Here is a 17,859-nt window from a genome sequence, read left to right as displayed (position 1 = left end):
GATTTGCGATGCGCCGGGGGGCATGAAAGCCACCGGCGCATAACGCCTTTTATAACGAGAGTCTGAAAGTCAGATGTCGCTTAAAGTTGCCATTATCGGTCGCCCCAATGTCGGGAAGTCGACCCTGTTTAACCGTCTGGTCGGCAAAAAGCTGGCCCTGGTTGACGATCAGCCCGGTGTTACCCGCGACCGCCGTTATGGCAAGGCGCGCCTGGGTGACTTGTCCTTTGACATCATCGATACCGCCGGTCTTGAAGAAGCGTTTGATGATTTCGTCGAAGGCATGATGCGTCAGCAAAGTGAAAAGGCGTTCGAGGAATGCGACGTTGCGCTGTTCCTGATTGACGCGCGTGCGGGTTTGACCCCGCTTGATAACCACTTTGCCGATTGGCTGCGCAAGCGTCACAAGCCGGTCTATGTGATTGCCAACAAGCATGAAGGCAAGGATCAGGACCCGGGCCTGTATGAGGCTTATGGCCTTGGTCTTGGTGATGTTGCACCGATTTCAGCCGAGCATGGTCTGGGGATCGAGCTTCTTTACGACATGCTTCAGCCGCACTGGAAAGAATGGAAAGATCGCGAACGCGTTGCCAAACAGCACGCCCGCGAAGCTGCCATTGCTGCCGGTAACGTTGATGACGATGCCGACGATCTGATTGAAGAAGACGGTTTTGCCGATGACGAGGGTGAAGTTTTCCCGTCATATGAAATCGAATTCAGCGAAGATGATGAAGACGAAGATGGCGAGCTGATTGTTGAAGGTCCGCGCGACAATTCAAAAATCCAGCTGGCGATTGTTGGTCGTCCGAATGCCGGTAAATCGACCCTTCTCAACCAGCTTCTGGGTGAAGAACGCGTCATGACCGGCCCGCAGGCTGGCCTGACCCGTGATTCCATCGCGGTTGACTGGTCCTATGAAGGTCGTCCGATCCGTCTGGTCGATACCGCTGGTATGCGTCGCAAGAAGAAGATCGATGACCGTGTCGAGAAGCTTTCGGTTGCCGATACGCTGCGCGTGATCCGTTATGCGCAGGTCGTTGTTTTGATGATCGATGCGACCAACACGCTTGATAAGCAGGATCTGACGATTGCACGTATGGTGCTTGAAGAAGGCCGTGCGCTGATCATCGCGGTCAACAAGTGGGATGCGATCAAGGACAAGGCAGGCGTCATGCAGGAACTGCGTGACAAGCTTGAAGTGTCCTTTGCCCAGGCACGTGGCATTCCGGTTCTGACATTCTCGGCGCTGACCGGGCGTGGTACCGATAGCCTGATGCCGACGGTTCTTGATATCCACGATATCTGGAGCCGCCGCATCCCGACATCGCAGCTTAACCGTTGGCTTGAAGCCACCACCGAACGCCATTTGCCGCCGGTCATTTCCGGGCGTCGTATTCGCCTGCGCTACATGACCCAGGCGAAATCGCGTCCGCCAAGCTTCTTTATCAACTGCTCCAAGGCGGCTGAACTGCCAGAAAGCTATACGCGTTACCTGATCAATGGTCTGCGCGAAGATTTCGATATGCCGGGCGTTCCGATCCGTATCTATCTGCGCAGCAGTGACAACCCATACGCCAACAAGAAGAAGAAACGATAGTTTCAAAAGATTGGCTGTCAGAACTTTAAAGCCGCCCTGTGATTGCAGGGCGGTTTTTATTTTGAACCCAAAGTGTTATACGAGGGGATAGTTTTATCACTTTGATGGTTTTAACCATCTATGATGAAGCCATATATTCAGGTCTAAGCTTCAACGCGCGTTTTGCGTGATGGCGTCATGAAGACCCAAGCGGGCGGGGCGGATGCGACTAAAACATGTTCTGATGATCAGCTTCCTCCTGCTTGCGGCATTGCCCTTGTTGCTGAGCATCTGGACGCTTAACAATCACAGCGCAACGCAATATCGCAAACTGATTGCCACCGATCTTCAAGCCATCTCCGAGCTGGCAAAACATCGTCTTTTGGCTGCCATCGACCGGATTGATGATACGGCAAGACTGCTTGCCAATCAGGAAGCCATCCGTAAGCACCTTGTTGAGTTCACCCGCACGCGTAACTACGAGCTTTATGGCGAGATGGAAAGCAGCCTGCGCGCAACCCATCGCGATGTGGACAGCATTCTTGACGTCACTTTGTTTGCGCCAAATGGCCAGTTCCTGGCATCTGTTAATCAGCGGGCCACATCGTTTGACCCCAGACGCTTCATCGACCGGGAACGCGAGATTTTCCTGGTTCATTCACAAGAATTGATCATTCGCAGCATATCGCGCATTCAGCATGCCGGTGTGGTTCTTGGCTTTATGGTGGTGGATTTCAGCGGTGAGTTCATCCTCGAACTGGTCGAGGATCGCACAGGATTAGGCGCGACCGGTGAATGGTTGTTTGCGGTTCGTGACGAAGATGGCAATGCCCTGTTTGCGGTGCCAACGAAATATGATCCAAATGCCGCCTTTACCCGACGCATTCCATCGGATCGAACAGATGTCCCGATCACGCAGGCAATGCTTGGCCAAGAAATCCTGATGGATTATGCGCCCGATTATCGCGAGCAGCCGGTGATGGCTGCAACCCGATATCTGCCCAGCATGGATTGGGGGCTGGTTGCCAAGATCAGTGAGTTGGAAATTACGGGGATCATCAATGACGCCAACCGTTTTTTGATAATCGTTGGTGTTGGCGTCCTTGTCGTTGCGGTTTTGGCAGCGATCTGGCTTTCCGTTTTGATCGCCCGACCGGTTGAACAACTGCGCCGATCAACCTTGAAAGTGATTGATGGTGACTTCGATGTTGAACCGATCGAAGCCAGTTGGCGCGAAGCAAAAGATCTGGCCGAGTCATTTGGCGATATGGCGATTTCGCTTCAGGACCTGCGCGCGAACCTGCAGGACCGGGTTGATGAACGCACACGTGAACTTGACGAAGCCAACCGTCAACTGACGGAAATCACCGTTCGTGATCCGCTTACCGGTGTGCATAACCGTCGCCACATCACCGAACGGCTGGACGAAGAATTTTCAAGGTCGCAACGCTATAACAACAATCTGGCGGTCGCGGTTCTTGATATTGATCACTTCAAATCGATCAATGACACCCATGGCCATGGGGCCGGGGATGAAGTCCTGATCGGGATGGCTTTTTGCGTTCAGCACAACCTGCGCACCACCGATCAGTTTGGCCGTGTCGGCGGCGAGGAATTCTGCATCGTCATCCCCGAAGCGGACGAGCAGGGTATTCGACGCCTGCTTGACCGTATCCGGCAGGAAATCGAAGCACTGGTATTTACCTTCGATGGCAAGAAAGTGCAGGTCACGTGCAGCATCGGTGTTGCGTTTCTCGATGACACCATCATCAGCGCATTGCAAATGATCGAATGTGCTGACAAGGCGCTCTATCACGCCAAGCACACCGGTCGGAACCGGCTCATTGTCTATTCGGACATGAGTTCCGATGAAGCCCGCAGTATCAATCCGCCGCTTTAGTCCCTATTGGCCGGGGATGGATGGCCCATTATCGATGATTTCGCGGATATGGGTTGGCAGATCTGCCTCGGTAAAGCGTTCCTGAACTTCGCCACTTTGCACGAAAGCAAAGATATCGGCCATGTCCTGCCCGGAAAAATCAATCTGATAGCCAAGATCAGCCTGTTGCAGATGAAGCATCTGCTCCGCCCCGCGCCACATGCGGGCGAAAAACTCAAACGGCTCACGCGCGATATTCATGTTTGATGCATCAAGGCTGGGCCCGATATCACCGCCCACATTGTTCACCGAATGACAAACAACGCAGCCACGCTCCGCAAACAGGGCCTTGCCGCGTTCTGCATCCATTTGGGGCAGGGTTGGCGTGTTATCGGCAGCATGGGCCTGTGGTGCGCCTGAAAGCAGCGCAAGCGTGCTGAGTGCTCCCAATGCAAAGGTGACATTGCGCGTGGTCTTAAGAAGGTTTGTGCGGGACATAACAGCCGATCTCATTTCAGGCCCTGCTTTGATGCGAATGGGTCATTGATTATCTGGCCATGCTATCGGGCATCGGGGATGGTTTGCAACGTATTGATGTGCCGGGCGAAAGTTTTTGTTTTGGGCGTTGCGAGTTGAAATCAGAACAATAAAAAAAGGGCCCCGTAAGGGCCCTTTAAAATCGCAAAACTGCGGAAGGTCTTAGTACGCGTCAACCACTTCACCGTGTTTGGTGCAACTGGCTTCGGCCAGATCGACAAACACATCGGTGATGCTTTCAGCGGTCGGAAGCGTCTGCGGGTCTTCGCCCGGATAGGCTTCGGCGCGCATTTTCGTGCGGATACGACCCGGATTGACCAGGTTAACGCGCACAGACATTTCTTCGACTTCCTGCGCATAAGACAGAACCAGGCTTTCAAGGGCTGCCTTGGAGGATGCATAAAGCCCCCAGAAGGCGCGACCCTTTGCCGATGCATTAGACGTCACAAAGATGGCGCGACCAGCATCAGACAGCTGCAAAAGCTTGTCCGTGGTGCGGATCAGGTGGAAGTTCGCGGTAACGTTGGTGGCATAGGTGTTGGTAAACACCTGCGCATCAATATGACCAACCGGGGCGATTTCACCCAGAAGGGCGGCATTGCCAACAACGATATCGAGCTTACCGAACCGCTCATAGATCGACGGGCCGATGGCATCGACCTTGTCAAACATGGTCAGATCAATCGGAAGCAGCGTGATGTTGCCACCCGCAGCCGTAACCTCGTCGCTAAGTTCCTCAAGCGCGCCAACATTACGGCCAAGGGCGATTACATGCGCGCCTTCGGCCGCAAAACGCTTGGCAACAGCGCAACCGATCCCGTGCGAAGCTCCGGTGATCAGTGCGACGCGACCTTCAAGACGTTTGGTGTCGGTCATGCAGACTGCCTTTCAACCAGCTGGCTGAGCTTGCGGTCTTTGTTTTCGGCATTGTGATCGGTCAGCTTGATCGGATAGTCACCGGTGAAGCAGGCATCACAGAAGGCCGGATTGTCGTTGTCACGGCCTTCAAGACCGGTCGCACGATAAAGGCCATCGATGGTGACGAACGCAAGGCTGTCCACGCCAATGATCTTTGCCATGCTTTCGATGTCGTGATTTGCCGCCATCAGTTTGTCTTTGGACGGGGTATCAACGCCATAGAAGCACGGGTTCATGGTCGGCGGGCTTGTGATGCGCATATGCACTTCAGCTGCACCGGCCTGACGGACCAGATCAACGATCTTGGTCGAGGTGGTGCCACGCACGATCGAGTCATCAACCAGAATAACGCGCTTGCCCTTAAGCTTGCCCGGGTTGGCGTTATGTTTCAGCTTCACGCCAAGGTGGCGGATCTGATCGGTCGGCTCGATAAAGGTACGGCCAACATAGTGGTTACGAATGATGCCAAGCTCAAACGGGATACCGCTTTCTTCGGCGTAACCAAGCGCGGACGGAACACCGGAATCGGGGATCGGCACGACAACGTCGGCTTCAACAGCAGACTCACGGGCCAGTTCGCGGCCAATGTTTTTACGCACATCATAAACGCTTGTGCCTTCGACGATGCTGTCGGGGCGGGCGAAATAGACATGTTCGAAAATGCAAAAGCGTGATTTGACCGGTTTGAACGGCTTGATCGAGCGCAGACCATCATCGGTGATCTCAACAATCTCGCCCGGTTCGACGTCGCGGATGAATTCCGCGCCAACGATATCAAGGCCAACCGTTTCCGATGACAGGATATAGGCGTCGTTAAGCTTGCCCAGAACCAGCGGACGGACGCCAAGCGGGTCACGCACACCGATTAGTTTCTTCTGGGTCATCACGACAAGGGAATAGGCCCCTTCGACCTGACGCACCGCATCGATCAGACGATCGACGATCTTTTCATAAAGGCTGGTTGCGATCAGATGAATGAAGGTTTCGGTATCCGAAGTCGACTGGAAGATCGAACCGCGTTTGACCAGACGTTCGCGCACCGCGAGCGAGTTGGTCAGGTTACCGTTATGGGCAATCGCCAGACCGCCAAATTCGAAATCGGCAAAAAGTGGCTGAACGTTACGAAGGCCTTTGCCGCCGGCAGTGGAATAACGGACATGCCCAACAGCACGTTCGCCCTGCAGGCTTTTGATTACATCCTCTGATCCGAAGATGTCACCAACCTGGCCAGAAGCCCGGTGGGCGGGAAAATCTTCGCCGTCATAGGACACAATGCCTGCGGCTTCCTGTCCACGGTGTTGCAAGGCATGCAGGCCAAGGGCCGTCAGTGCCGCAGCATCGGGGGAGCCAAAAACGCCAAAGACGCCACATTCTTCACGTAGCTTGTCGTCATCAAATGGATTGGTGGTCAGCATGAGTGGGTTCCGCTCTCTCGCCGGTGGCGCACGGATGTCGCTCTTGGTGCGATACCCACACGCCTCACTCGTTAGTGGTCGCCTCGATCAGACGATCCAAATCATCGCGCGAGGGCCTTGTATACCCGTTTAGGGGCGCGGGTCCAGTCCCTTTTGGTTCCGGGCCAATAAGTTGACGGTAGGTTTGTTCATTTGCGTCAGCATTCCGTTGAGCACGCGCAAGTTCTTCGGCTGTGGTATCGAAAATTTCGTCAGGAGCCATGCGCATAATGAGGAACGCGCCTTCCTCAAGAACCGGTCTTGTGCGGGCATCACGCACCCAATCGGGTTGCGAATCTGCTGGCAGAAGCCATGAAAGTGCCAGGAAGCCGATACAAACGATCAGCGCACCGCGCAAAAGGCCAAAGACAAAACCAAGGGTGCTATCAAGGCTATCAAGTCCGGAATTTTGCACCGCACGGCCAATACGTCCGCTGATGAACGAGAAAATCAGGAACGTGATCAGAAACAGGCCAACACCTGTTGCCAGATCGGCAATCAGTTCTGAGGGGATCAGTTCGCGCACATAGGGGCGCGCAACCGGATAGCCATAAAGCGCACAGACACCAGCCCCGACCCAACCCATCATCGACAGGGTTTCGTGGATAAAACCGCGGAAAAAGGCAAACACACCCGATATCAGCAAAATGCCGACAACAATCAGGTCAAAAATATCACGTGCGCCAAGATCGGGCAGGCTGGAGAAATCCATTTGTTCGTAAACCTTGTCAGTCAGTCAGCATCCAACGTGCGATATCAGGCAAATGTGGCTTAATACATGCCTTCACGCGGACGCACCTTGTCGCGCACATCGTCGCCGAAGAGATTTACCAAATCCTGAAGATGGCCGATTTCGGTCTGATTGAGGCCCTTGATCGACATCTTCTTCTTGCCCTGCGTGCCGTTTTTCGGCGTATAGGCATTGCCAAAGCCAAGTTTGGTGGCTTCTTTCAATCGCGATTTCGAGTTGTCCGACCGGGCGGACTTCCCCCGAAAGGCCGATTTCACCTACAATCACGGTCTCGGTCGGTACTGGCGCATCGGCCACCGCCGATATCAGGGCTGCTGCAACCGCCATATCCGCGGCCGGTTCACCCACGCGCAAACCACCCGCAACGTTGAGATACACATCAAACTGGCTGAGCGGCAGGCCACAGCGTGCATCAAGCACGGCCAGGATCATGTTCATGCGTGCTGATCCCAACCAACAACCGCACGGCGCGGGGTGGCCAGGGCGGATTGCGCGACCAGTGCCTGGATCTCGACCAGCATCGGGCGCGTACCTTCAAGGCCGGCAAAGACCGCCGTGCCGCTGACTGGTGCATCGCGGTCAGCCAGGAACAGGGCAGACGGGTTGGGCACTTCGACCAGACCGGCATCACCCATTTCAAATACACCGATTTCATCGGTTGCACCGAAACGGTTTTTCACCGCACGCAGGATGCGGAACTGATGGCCGCGTTCGCCTTCGAAATAAAGGACGGTATCGACCATGTGTTCCAACACGCGCGGACCGGCAATCTGGCCTTCCTTGGTGACGTGACCGACCAGAAGGATCGCAAAGCCCTTGCGCTTTGCCAGACGGATCAGCTCCAAGGCACAGGCACGGACCTGTGACACGGTGCCGGGCGCACTATCAAGGGTGTCGGCATACATGGTCTGGATCGAGTCAATCACCACGACTTCATGCGCGCTGGCTTCAAGGGTGGTGATGATGTCGCGCAGGCTGGTGGCGGCGGCAAAATCGACCTTTGATTTTTCAAGTCCAAGGCGGGCTGCGCGCATGCGCACCTGATCAACCGCTTCCTCGCCCGAGATATAGGCGCATTTATGTTTGGCCGCGATGGCACCAACCGCCTGAAGCAGGATGGTCGATTTACCAATGCCCGGATCACCGCCCACCAAAAGGGCAGAGCCCGGTACAAGGCCACCACCACAGGCACGATCAAGCTCGGTAATGCCGCTAATGATGCGCGGCGGGCGGGCACTTTCGCCTTCAAGGGCGACGAATTCGATGGTTTTGCCTTTGGCACCCCCGGCAATGCCGCCGGTTGCCTTCGGGCCGCTTTCAACCCGTTCTTCTTCGATGCTGTTCCATTCGCCGCAGCCATCGCAACGCCCGGTCCATTTGCGGTATTCCGCACCACAATTCTGGCAGATGAAACGGCTTTGGGTTTTGGCCACAGAATGCTCCGCAGATCAAAGAAGTGTTAGTAAAGGCATGTGTCGGTCAGACACAAATCAGAGATGCTTGAGATCAAGTTCAAGCGGACCTTCGATATCACCGGCAACGAATTGTTGCAAATAGGGGTTATCGGCATTGTCGATTTCCGACACCGGACCCTGCCAAATGATCTTGCCCTGATACAGCATGGCAACACGATCAGCGATCTTGCGTGCGCTGGCCATGTCATGGGTGATCGTCATGGCACTGGCACCAAGTTCGCGCGTGCATTTGACGATCAGATCATTGATCACATCGCCCATGATCGGATCGATCCCGGTGGTCGGTTCGTCAAAGAACAGGATTTCCGGTTCGGTCGCAATCGCGCGCGCCAGACCGACACGTTTCTGCATGCCACCTGAAAGGGATGCCGGTGACATATCGGCGATCTCGGAACCAAGGCCGACATCCGATAAACGTGCGATGGCAAGATCACGTGCCTTGGACGGTTTCATGCCCTGTCCTTCGATCAGGCCAAAGGCAACGTTTTCCCAGACACTAAGTGAGTCAAAAAGGGCTGCCCCCTGAAACAACATGCCGGTTTTGGCCAGCATGGCTTCGCGATCAGAACGTGATGCGTTGGTCATCTCAACGCCGTCGACCGTGATCGATCCTTCATCAGGTGTCAGAAGACCCAGAACGCATTTCAATGTCACGGACTTGCCCGTACCTGATCCGCCAATGATGGCAACGGATTTACCCGGCGCCACATCAAGGTCAACACCCTGAAGCACCTTTTTCGGGCCAAATCCCTTATGGACGTTGCGCAGCGATATCTTGGGCTGTGTGCTCATTGCGGTATCAACGGCCCTTATCGCGTGAAGAACAGTTCAGTGACGATATAGTTCGAAATCAGGATCAGGATCGAGCTTGATACAACCGCATTGGTGGTTGCCTGACCCACGCCCTGTGCGCCGCCACGCGAATGATAACCGTGATAGCAACCCATCAGCGTGATGATGAAACCAAACACAGCCGCTTTCACCAGACCCGAAACCACATCAAGCTGTTCAAGATACTGGAACGTGTTGCGGATATAGGACCCTTCGTTAAAGCCAAGCTTGTTGACGCCAACAAGGTAGCCGCCTAGAACGCCGATAACATCACCGATCAGAACCAGAACGGGCAGGGTGATCATGCCCGCCAATACGCGTGGCACGACCAGATATTTGAACGGATTGGTCGAAAGGGTCACAAGCGCATCGATCTGTTCGGTCACGCGCATGGTGCCGATTTCAGCAGCAATCGCCGCACCGACACGACCGGCAACCATAAGGCCTGCCAAAACCGGACCCAATTCACGGGTCATGGAAATGACAACCACGGTCGCAACCGCACTTTCGGCCGAGAAACGCGAGAACCCGGAATAGGACTGAAGGGCCAGAACCATACCGGCAAACAGGGTGGTCATGGCGACCACCGGCAGCGAGAAATAACCAATCTCGCGCATCTGTTTGAAAATCAGCCGGAAATAGATCGGCGGGGCGACCATATGGCCAATCGTGCGGCCGGCAAATACCGTGACGCGACCGACAAGGGCCAAAAAGGTCAGAAACATATGGCCAACCGGCGCAAAGATCGGCATCGGTACTGTAAGTCCCCTGTTAGCGGCCGGTCGGTTTTATCGGGCCGGTTATCGTTTTCAGCTTTCTGTATAGACCCGCCGGTAGCGATGTCCAAGAGAAGTTAGTATCTCGTAACCGATTGTACCAGCAGCAGATGCGACATCGTCAACCGTCATCTTGTCATCAAGAAGCGGAACCATGTCACCCGCCTTAAGCGGCTTGCCCGGAAGATCAGTGATATCGACCGTGATCGCATCCATCGATACACGCCCGACATAGGGGACTTCGTGACCCTTGATCAGAAGCTTGCCCGCGTTTGAAAGCGAACGCAGCCAGCCATCAGCATAGCCAAGGGCAATGGTGGCAATTTTCGATTTGCGTTTTGCCTGCCAGGTGCCGCCATAGCCAACCGCCTGATGTTCGTCGATCTCGCGCACCTGAAGGACTTTGACCTGCAGGTTCACGACCGAACGCATCGGGTTGGTGGTTTCTGGTGTCGGGTTGCCACCCCATAGGGCGATGCCCGGACGGCAGAATTCAAGGTGATAGTCATCATTGCGGAAGATCGCCGACGAGTTACAGAACCCGCGTGGTGCGGGTGGCAAACGGCGATACCATTTCATGAACAGGTCATACTGTTCCTTGGTCACCGGATTATCGGCTTCGTCGGCTGCGACCGGATGGGTCATGTAACCGGCTTTTTCAAACCCGTAGAGAAGCGACGAATAACGATCCACCAGATTGCTGACATCAAGCGGGGTGAGGCCAAGGCGGCTCATACCGGTATCGAGATGGATAAAGGCCGGGGCAGGACGTTCATATTCACGGCACAGGTTCGACCAGCGTTCGATCTGTTCAATGTCATTGAGAACCGGGATCACGTCATTCTCGATGAAGAATTCTTCATCACCGGGCAAAACGCCATTCAGCACAGCAATCCGTCCGCCGCCGCGCAGAACCGGGAACAGCTCAGCTGCTTCGTTGGCTTGGGCCACGAAAAACAGACGGCAGCCCTGCTTTTTCAGCACAGGCACAATCGTATTGGCACCCAGACCATAGGCATCAGCCTTTACCACAGCACCACAGGTGCGGCCGGTATAACGTTTGGTCAGGCGTTTATAGTTGTCGGCAACTGCTTTCAAATTGATCTGCAGTTCCGCGCACTCGGCAGCACGGCCGACGGCGGGAAGAACGGTCATTCGTAATACCCCGTGGAATCCGATGATGGATGGGTGGAAGCCCTATCCTCTATTCATATTCTTCTTCGATGTGATCAAGATCGCCAAACTTGGTGTAGTTCCCGTCAAAGAACAGGCGCACGTTACCAACCGGACCGTGACGCTGCTTGGCAACGATAACTTCTGCGGTGTTGTAAACGTGGTTCAGACGTTCCTGCCACTGCGCATAACGTTCCCCGAACTTGTCGGTTGCTTCTTCCGGACGCTGGGCCGGTTCGGCACGTTCGAGATAATATTGTTCACGGTAAATGAACATAACAACGTCGGCGTCCTGCTCGATCGAGCCGGATTCACGAAGGTCAGAAAGCTGCGGGCGTTTATCTTCGCGCTGCTCGACCGCACGTGAAAGCTGGGACAGGGCCAATACAGGGACTTCAAGCTCTTTGGCGATCGCCTTGAGCATACGGGTAATCTCGGAAACTTCCTGCACACGGCCATCGCCACGGAAGTTGGTCGGCGGTGCCAGAAGCTGCAGGTAATCGACGACGATCATTGCAAGACCGTGCTGACGCTTCAAACGGCGGCAACGCGTTCGCAGGGTCGATACCGGAAGGGCCGGCGTATCATCGATGTAAAGCGGAACGGTATTGAGTTCCTGGGTCGCCAAAAGGAGCCGCTCAAAGTCCTGCTCGTTCAGATCACCACGGCGCATGTTATCGCCTGATACCTCGGCTGCCTGCGATAGCAGACGACCGGCAAGCTGTTCTGCGGCCATCTCAAGCGAGAAGACGGCAACGGCACCGGTGCGGACCTCGTCGCGGGTATCTTCGCCGGCTGCGCGGTTCTGGTGCGATGCGATGGCGGCGTTAAAGGCGACGTTCATCGCAAGGGCGGTTTTACCCATCGACGGACGACCTGCAAGGATCAGCAAGTCAGACGGGTGCAAACCGCCAAGCTTGCGGTCAATGTCACGAAGACCGGTGGTCACACCAACAACACGCCCGGCGTTCTTATAAGCGTGATCGATATTCTCATAGGCCTTGGCAAGGGCTGGGCCAAAGGCGACGAAACCGGATTCTGCCGCACCGGCAGTCGCAAGCGAGAACAATTTCTGTTCGGCTTTTTCGATCTGCTTGGTGGCATCGGTATCAAGTTCGTACTGATAAGCGTCATTGACCACATCTTCGCCAAGCTCGATCAGCTCGCGGCGCAGATACAGGTCATAGACCAGCTTGCCATAGTCACCGGCATTGATGACGGAGACGAGGTTGTTCGACAGCTCGGCCAGATATTGCGCGCCGCCGATCTCGGCAAGATGTTCATCCTGCTTGAAATAGGCTTTGAGCGTCACCGGGTTTGCCAATTGGCCGCGTTCAATCAACTTGCCGCAGGCTTCAAAGATGCGTCCATGGCGGGCATCTGCGAAATGTTCGGGACGCAGAATGTCCGAGACGCGCTCATAAGCCGCGTTGTTGTTGAGAATCGCGCCCAGAAGGGCTGCTTCGGCCTCAAAGTTATGGGGAGCCATGCGTTCGAGCACCATTCCGGCGTCGTCACCGTGGTCCATATCAAGAGGGGCAAAAAGGGCGTCTAGATTGGGATCTGTCATGGGCAGAAAAGGTATCAGTCATCCGGTGGGCCGCATAGAGTTAATCGGTATAACTCATAGCCGGTATTCCGCAAGCGCAGAGGTCGCCATTCAGACAGGTTTTTGAAATCTTTTGCAATTTGTTGCCTGGGCATAAGGGCCGGGCAAAAGAAAACGGCACATCCTTGCGGATATGCCGTTTCCAGATAGCGTGATGAAGAACCCGCAATTAAGCGTTGGTTTCTTCTTCGCCTGCTTCGTCAGCAAATTCTTCTGCTGCATCTTCTTCGAAGAGTTCTTCAGCAGCTTCAAGAGCTTCTTCAGCTTCCATTTCGTCGATGGTGCCAAGAACAGCAGAACCCTTACGGAGCTGCTCAGCGGCATCTTCTTCGGAACGTGCAACGTTGGCAGTTACTTCGATAGCAACTTCCGGGTGCAGATTGATTTTAACCTGGTGCAGACCAAGGGTCTTGATCGGCTGATCAAGAACAACCTGGGTACGAGCAACAGTGTAACCAGCGTCGGTTACTGCAGCTGCGATGTCGCGTGCAGTTACCGAACCGTAAAGCTGGCCAACGTCAGATGCCTGACGAACGAGGGTAACAGCAAGTTCACCCATGTTCGAAGCAACTGCTTCGGCGTCTTTACGACGGTCAAGGTTGTCAGCTTCGAGCTGTGCTTTCTGTGCTTCGAACACAGCAAGGTTTGCTTTGGTTGCACGAAGGGCCATGCCCTGCGGCAGCAAGCGGTTGCGGGCGTGGCCCGGCTTGACGGAGACTACGTCACCCATCTGACCGAGTTTTTCTACCCGCTGGAGCAGAATAACTTCCATCACCGATCCTCCTCATTGCTACGGGTCATCGGTTCTTTCCCCCGCAGCCTGATTAAATGCTCAACAATTCCAAGTCCCGTGATCGCAATAAAGGACCAACTGGACAGAACCGCGACGATGTAAAACACCGTCAGTATCATACGTTTTTGCGGCCATCGGGCTGCCTGCCCATGCACCAGTGCCAATCCCTGAAACAGGAACGGCACTGCCAGTACCACCGCGACGTTTCGCGCCACATAGGCCAGGGAACCATCGGCAAAGCCGACCGTAAACCCGGCCAGGGCGAACGCAAACAGTGACCAACCAGGCAAAGCAAAAGCTGCCATACTTGGTGTCGGACGCAGGTTTTTGCCTGCACGCACCAAGATTGCCTGTGCGATTGCAGCATTGGCGAACAGCATAAGAAGCCAGCTCACCGCAGCAATCGCCGGGAAGTATGTCTGGAACATGCCAATCAGACCCTGAACATCGGATGTCATAGGGACACCCATTTCCGAGTACATCTGGCTCAGGAATTGCGAAATGAATTCCTGAATGTCCAAACCTTCCGCCGTCAGGGTAACGGTAATGAAGATCATCACCGTTGCGACCATAACGGCCATGGCGCTTACGACAATTCCGGACGGTAGAAAGGCAATATTGCCTTGTTCATCCTTCCGAATGACCAGCGCCATGCGGGTCAACAACATCGCCGGTCCGGCAAACACGACCATAAAGACCGTGAAAGGCAGTAATCCCCCCAAAAGAACAAGGGCACTACATGCGGCTACTGCCGCAACCAGCAGGCGTTTGGGACCTTGCCACAATCCGGTAAGGAAAAGCGGCAGATGCCCGAAGTATGAGAGCAAAAGCGCAATCGGATTTCCTGATAGGACGAGTAGAAACAGAACGGCACTGCCTAGTCCTGAACCAATCGCTATGAGGGTGTCACGTTGCATCATTTACTCCCGGCCCGAGACCACAAAAGGGTCTCTTGCCGACTGCCTCAGACCTGGTCTGCGTAAGGCAGCAGCGCCAGGAAGCGTGCACGTTTGATGGCTTTTGCCAGCTCGCGCTGCTTCTTGGCCGAAACCGCAGTGATACGGCTCGGAACGATTTTGCCGCGTTCGGAAACGAAACGCTGCAGCAGTTTGACATCTTTGTAGTCGATCTTCGGCGCATCATCACCCGAGAACGGGCAGGTCTTGCGACGACGGAAAAACAGACGACGTCCAGCCATGATATTATCTCCTCGCTATCGGTTAGCCGTTCTGACGGGGACCACCACGGCGATTACCGCCACGGCCGCCGCGCTCGTCGCGGTTACGCAGGATGGCTGACTGTTCTTCTTCGAACTCTTCAACCTTGACAGTCATCTGACGCAGAACGTCTTCGTTCAGGCGCATCTGACGCTCGTATTCCGCGATCACGTCTTTTTCAGCTTCGATCTGGAAGAGGGTATAGTGGCCTTTGCGGTTCTTTTTGACACGGTATGCCAGGGAACGCAGACCCCAATATTCGGTTTTAGCGATCTTGCCACCGAGACCTTCGACGGTCTGGGTCAGCTTCTCGTTCAGACTTTCAACCTGTGCGGTCGAGAAGTCCTGACGTGCGATAAACACGCTTTCGTACTTGCTCATAATACTCCTAATCACTCCTTGTGGCTTATCTCTTCCGTACATGACCTCATGTCATGCAGGCATAGCCGGGCAATCCCGGCAAGGAGCCGTGAGACGGCGGAATATACACTTTTCGACCATGAGTGCAACGCCAAATGCAGCTTTTTGCTATTTGCGCGGGATCGTGATCACACGGCGCAAAGCCGCAGGAACCCGGTTCTTTTTACGGTAAGCCCGTTGGTGGTTCAGCGTTGCGGTTTTGTGATAACCGCCATGCGTGGCCAAGCAAAGCCATTTTTAATCTTGTATGTGGGGGCATGATTGTCGATTAAGGGCCTGAAATCGGCAGATTTCCCGGCATTGTCGATGGTGGGTCACAGCACGACGACACTCGTCACCTTCACATTCAAATGATGATGTGCATCGGGCAGGGCGGTGGTTGGCTTTAGCAAGGCAGCGGAGACAGCTTGTTTTGTGCGCTGCGCAACAGCCAATCCTTCGTAAATGACGGAAAATATGCCATAAACGCGCGACACGGTTTTACAGACAGTGACTTGCAATTCCAGTCGGCGCTGCCAAGTTCTGGGACTATGAAACCGTGAATGCGAGTGGATTAAAGGTATCTGTCCTTGACAGTGCGGTCGCGCACGTTATCAAGGGTGGCTCAAATTTCAGGGCCGATATTCGGCACAGCCTTCGTAGAAGCTGACAAAGGTATATTATATATAATGACACGCGCACTGGTTTTCCCCGGTCAGGGGTCGCAAGCGGTAGGAATGGGCAAAGAACTGGCAGATGCATTCCCGGTTGCCCGCGAAGTTTTCCAGGAAGTTGATGACGCGCTTTCGCAAAAGCTCAGCGCATTGATGTTCGAAGGACCGGAAAACGAACTGACCCTGACTGAAAACGCACAGCCAGCACTTATGGCTGTCAGTCTTGCTGTTACCCGTGTTCTTGAAAAAGAAGGTGGCTTCACCCTGACCGATAAGTGCGACCTTGTTGCTGGTCACTCGCTGGGTGAATATTCCGCTCTTGCGGCGGCCGGCACCTTTGCCATTTCCGATACGGCACGCCTTTTGAAAATCCGTGGTCAGGCCATGCAGGCTGCTGTTCCGGTTGGCGTTGGCGCGATGGCTGCCCTGTTGGGTCTTGATTATGCAGACGCCGTTGCGGTTGCTGAGGAAGCAGCGCAGGGTGATGTTTGCACTGCGGCAAACGACAATGCCAGTGGCCAGGTCGTTGTTTCCGGTCATAAAGCTGCTGTTGAGCGCGCGATTGAAATTGCCAAGGAAAAGGGTGCCAAGCGCGCTGTTCTTCTGCCGGTATCTGCACCGTTCCATTGCGCTTTGATGCAGCCGGCTGCTGATCGTATGGCCGAAGCACTTGGTACTGTTGCGATGAATGCACCGGGCAAACCGGTTGTTGCAAACGTCACCGCAGAAAAAACCGACGATCCGGAAACCATTCGTAAACTCCTTGTGGAGCAGGTTTGCGGCACGGTGCGTTGGCGTGAGTTTGTTCTTTACATGAAAGAACAGGGCATCACCGAACTGGTCGAGATCGGCGCAGGCAAGGTTCTGACCGGTATGGTACGACGCATTGATCGTGATCTGAGCGGCATTGCCGTTAATGGTCCGGCAGATATCGAAGCATTCCTTGGCTCGCTCTAAGAGCGCGCAAGGAAACGACGAACCCAAAGGGGAAGAAAGTTTTATGTTTGATCTTGCAGGGAAAACAGCACTCGTAACGGGCGCTACCGGCGGTATCGGTGGCGAGATCGCCAAAGTTTTGGCGCAAGCCGGTGCGAAGGTTGCTCTGTCGGGTACCCGTCAGGAACGTCTTGAAGCCGTTGCTGCCGAGATCGGTGGGAACGCTGTTGTGGTTCCGGCCAACCTTTCGGATTCTTCATCTGTTGATGGTCTGATCAAGAATGCAGAAGAGGCCCTTGGCGGTCAGCTGGACATTCTGGTCAACAATGCGGGCATCACGCGCGATCAGCTTGCCATGCGTCTGAAAGACGAAGACTGGCAGGCGGTTCTTGATGTTAACCTGACGTCTGCTTTCAAGCTTGCGCGCAATTCGCTGCGCGGCATGATGAAGCGCCGTCATGGCCGTATCATCAACATCACCTCGATTGTCGGTGTTACCGGTAACCCGGGTCAGACGAACTATGCCGCTGCGAAGGCAGGCATGATCGGCTGGTCGAAATCGCTGGCACAGGAAGTTGCTGCACGCGGTATTACGGTTAACTGTGTTGCACCGGGCTTTATTACGACGGCCATGACCGAAGAGCTTGGAGATGCCCAGAAAGAGAAGCTTTTGGGCGGTATTCCGGCAGGTCGTATGGGCGATAGCAAAGAGATCGCAGCAGCGGTTCTGTATCTCGCAAGTGACGAAGCTGCTTATGTCACGGGACAGACCTTGCATGTGAACGGCGGAATGGCGATGATTTAACCCGTTGCGGGTTGCCTTCTTTTCTGTTTAAAAGAGGCCGCTATACCAAATATTGA

General features: G+C 54.6%; 16 protein-coding genes and 1 pseudogene. 4 read left to right on the top strand and 13 right to left on the bottom strand.

What is annotated here, in order from left to right:
- Window positions 1–73 precede the first annotated feature (73 nt).
- A complete protein-coding gene (gene der / locus ACMZ66_RS06375; protein WP_416935531.1) occupies window positions 74–1,597 on the top strand; it encodes a ribosome biogenesis GTPase Der in 1,524 nt (507 codons plus the stop codon).
- Between the two features lie 202 nt (window positions 1,598–1,799).
- Window positions 1,800–3,476 (top strand): diguanylate cyclase, encoded by a 1,677-nt coding sequence (locus tag ACMZ66_RS06370; RefSeq protein WP_416935529.1) that lies wholly within the window; start codon window positions 1,800–1,802, stop codon window positions 3,474–3,476.
- Window positions 3,477–3,479: 3 nt separating this feature from the next.
- On the opposite strand, the gene ACMZ66_RS06365 is transcribed toward ACMZ66_RS06370, so the two are convergent.
- The 13 genes and pseudogenes from ACMZ66_RS06365 to rpsF form a co-directional block, all read right to left on the bottom strand.
- Window positions 3,480–3,953: a c-type cytochrome gene (locus ACMZ66_RS06365; protein ID WP_416935527.1), complete on the bottom strand. Its 474-nt coding sequence runs from the start codon at window positions 3,951–3,953 to the stop codon at window positions 3,480–3,482.
- Between the two features lie 201 nt (window positions 3,954–4,154).
- Window positions 4,155–4,868, bottom strand: coding sequence for an SDR family NAD(P)-dependent oxidoreductase (locus ACMZ66_RS06360; RefSeq protein WP_416935525.1), 714 nt, complete (start codon window positions 4,866–4,868; stop codon window positions 4,155–4,157).
- Window positions 4,865–6,325: an amidophosphoribosyltransferase gene (gene purF, locus ACMZ66_RS06355; protein WP_416935523.1), complete on the bottom strand. Its 1,461-nt coding sequence runs from the start codon at window positions 6,323–6,325 to the stop codon at window positions 4,865–4,867. The genes ACMZ66_RS06360 and purF overlap by 4 nt, the downstream gene beginning before the upstream one ends.
- A gap of 64 nt (window positions 6,326–6,389) precedes the next feature.
- Window positions 6,390–7,076 carry a CvpA family protein gene (locus ACMZ66_RS06350; protein WP_416935521.1) on the bottom strand — a complete coding sequence of 229 codons (687 nt, stop codon included), beginning with the start codon at window positions 7,074–7,076 and terminating at the stop codon, window positions 6,390–6,392.
- Between the two features lie 59 nt (window positions 7,077–7,135).
- A pseudogene (radA, locus tag ACMZ66_RS06345) lies at window positions 7,136–8,548 on the bottom strand (DNA repair protein RadA).
- A 57-nt stretch (window positions 8,549–8,605) separates the two neighbouring features.
- Window positions 8,606–9,382 (bottom strand): ABC transporter ATP-binding protein, encoded by a 777-nt coding sequence (locus tag ACMZ66_RS06340; RefSeq protein ID WP_416935519.1) that lies wholly within the window; start codon window positions 9,380–9,382, stop codon window positions 8,606–8,608.
- A gap of 17 nt (window positions 9,383–9,399) precedes the next feature.
- Complete coding sequence (locus ACMZ66_RS06335; protein WP_416935517.1) at window positions 9,400–10,173, bottom strand: MlaE family ABC transporter permease; 774 nt, start codon at window positions 10,171–10,173, stop codon at window positions 9,400–9,402.
- 57 nt (window positions 10,174–10,230) lie between these two features.
- Window positions 10,231–11,352: an alanine racemase gene (alr, locus tag ACMZ66_RS06330; RefSeq protein ID WP_416935515.1), complete on the bottom strand. Its 1,122-nt coding sequence runs from the start codon at window positions 11,350–11,352 to the stop codon at window positions 10,231–10,233.
- A gap of 49 nt (window positions 11,353–11,401) precedes the next feature.
- Window positions 11,402–12,940 carry a replicative DNA helicase gene (locus ACMZ66_RS06325; protein WP_416935513.1) on the bottom strand — a complete coding sequence of 513 codons (1,539 nt, stop codon included), beginning with the start codon at window positions 12,938–12,940 and terminating at the stop codon, window positions 11,402–11,404.
- A 208-nt stretch (window positions 12,941–13,148) separates the two neighbouring features.
- Entirely contained in the window at window positions 13,149–13,751 is a 603-nt protein-coding gene (gene rplI, locus ACMZ66_RS06320) for a 50S ribosomal protein L9 (protein ID WP_416935511.1), read from the bottom strand.
- Window positions 13,751–14,692, bottom strand: a complete 942-nt coding sequence (locus tag ACMZ66_RS06315; protein WP_416935509.1) for a DUF2232 domain-containing protein — start codon at window positions 14,690–14,692, stop codon at window positions 13,751–13,753. Before ACMZ66_RS06315 ends, rplI begins: the two co-directional genes overlap by 1 nt.
- 44 nt (window positions 14,693–14,736) lie before the next feature.
- A complete protein-coding gene (gene rpsR, locus ACMZ66_RS06310; RefSeq protein ID WP_008890543.1) occupies window positions 14,737–14,970 on the bottom strand; it encodes a 30S ribosomal protein S18 in 234 nt (77 codons plus the stop codon).
- Window positions 14,971–14,992: 22 nt separating this feature from the next.
- A complete protein-coding gene (rpsF, locus tag ACMZ66_RS06305) occupies window positions 14,993–15,370 on the bottom strand; it encodes a 30S ribosomal protein S6 (RefSeq protein WP_416935507.1) in 378 nt (125 codons plus the stop codon).
- A gap of 707 nt (window positions 15,371–16,077) precedes the next feature.
- Here rpsF and fabD point away from each other — a divergent pair.
- Both fabD and fabG read left to right on the top strand, forming a co-directional pair.
- Entirely contained in the window at window positions 16,078–17,019 is a 942-nt protein-coding gene (fabD, locus tag ACMZ66_RS06300) for an ACP S-malonyltransferase (protein WP_416935505.1), read from the top strand.
- A gap of 43 nt (window positions 17,020–17,062) precedes the next feature.
- The gene (gene fabG, locus ACMZ66_RS06295) at window positions 17,063–17,803 is read left to right on the top strand and encodes a 3-oxoacyl-[acyl-carrier-protein] reductase (protein ID WP_416935503.1); all 741 of its coding nucleotides are present in this window, start codon (window positions 17,063–17,065) and stop codon (window positions 17,801–17,803) included.
- The last annotated feature ends 56 nt before the right edge of the window (window positions 17,804–17,859 follow it).

It is taken from the genome of Thalassospira sp., assembly GCF_048059015.1.
Lineage (GTDB): Bacteria > Pseudomonadota > Alphaproteobacteria > Rhodospirillales > Thalassospiraceae > Thalassospira.
The sequence above is the reverse complement of the archived record's forward strand: the minus strand, read 5'-3'. Positions and strand labels throughout refer to the sequence as shown.

What these genes read in the sequence shown, in the direction of transcription:
- der (WP_416935531.1), top strand. Translation starts at nt 74, where the DNA reads ATGTCGCTTAAAGTTGCCATTATCGGTCGCCCCAATGTCGGGAAGTCG.
- ACMZ66_RS06370 (WP_416935529.1), top strand. Translation starts at nt 1,800, where the DNA reads ATGCGACTAAAACATGTTCTGATGATCAGCTTCCTCCTGCTTGCGGCA.
- ACMZ66_RS06365 (WP_416935527.1), bottom strand. Translation starts at nt 3,953, where the DNA reads ATGTCCCGCACAAACCTTCTTAAGACCACGCGCAATGTCACCTTTGCA.
- ACMZ66_RS06360 (WP_416935525.1), bottom strand. Translation starts at nt 4,868, where the DNA reads ATGACCGACACCAAACGTCTTGAAGGTCGCGTCGCACTGATCACCGGA.
- purF (WP_416935523.1), bottom strand. Translation starts at nt 6,325, where the DNA reads ATGCTGACCACCAATCCATTTGATGACGACAAGCTACGTGAAGAATGT.
- ACMZ66_RS06350 (WP_416935521.1), bottom strand. Translation starts at nt 7,076, where the DNA reads ATGGATTTCTCCAGCCTGCCCGATCTTGGCGCACGTGATATTTTTGAC.
- ACMZ66_RS06340 (WP_416935519.1), bottom strand. Translation starts at nt 9,382, where the DNA reads ATGAGCACACAGCCCAAGATATCGCTGCGCAACGTCCATAAGGGATTT.
- ACMZ66_RS06335 (WP_416935517.1), bottom strand. Translation starts at nt 10,173, where the DNA reads ATGCCGATCTTTGCGCCGGTTGGCCATATGTTTCTGACCTTTTTGGCC.
- alr (WP_416935515.1), bottom strand. Translation starts at nt 11,352, where the DNA reads ATGACCGTTCTTCCCGCCGTCGGCCGTGCTGCCGAGTGCGCGGAACTG.
- ACMZ66_RS06325 (WP_416935513.1), bottom strand. Translation starts at nt 12,940, where the DNA reads ATGACAGATCCCAATCTAGACGCCCTTTTTGCCCCTCTTGATATGGAC.
- rplI (WP_416935511.1), bottom strand. Translation starts at nt 13,751, where the DNA reads ATGGAAGTTATTCTGCTCCAGCGGGTAGAAAAACTCGGTCAGATGGGT.
- ACMZ66_RS06315 (WP_416935509.1), bottom strand. Translation starts at nt 14,692, where the DNA reads ATGATGCAACGTGACACCCTCATAGCGATTGGTTCAGGACTAGGCAGT.
- rpsR (WP_008890543.1), bottom strand. Translation starts at nt 14,970, where the DNA reads ATGGCTGGACGTCGTCTGTTTTTCCGTCGTCGCAAGACCTGCCCGTTC.
- rpsF (WP_416935507.1), bottom strand. Translation starts at nt 15,370, where the DNA reads ATGAGCAAGTACGAAAGCGTGTTTATCGCACGTCAGGACTTCTCGACC.
- fabD (WP_416935505.1), top strand. Translation starts at nt 16,078, where the DNA reads ATGACACGCGCACTGGTTTTCCCCGGTCAGGGGTCGCAAGCGGTAGGA.
- fabG (WP_416935503.1), top strand. Translation starts at nt 17,063, where the DNA reads ATGTTTGATCTTGCAGGGAAAACAGCACTCGTAACGGGCGCTACCGGC.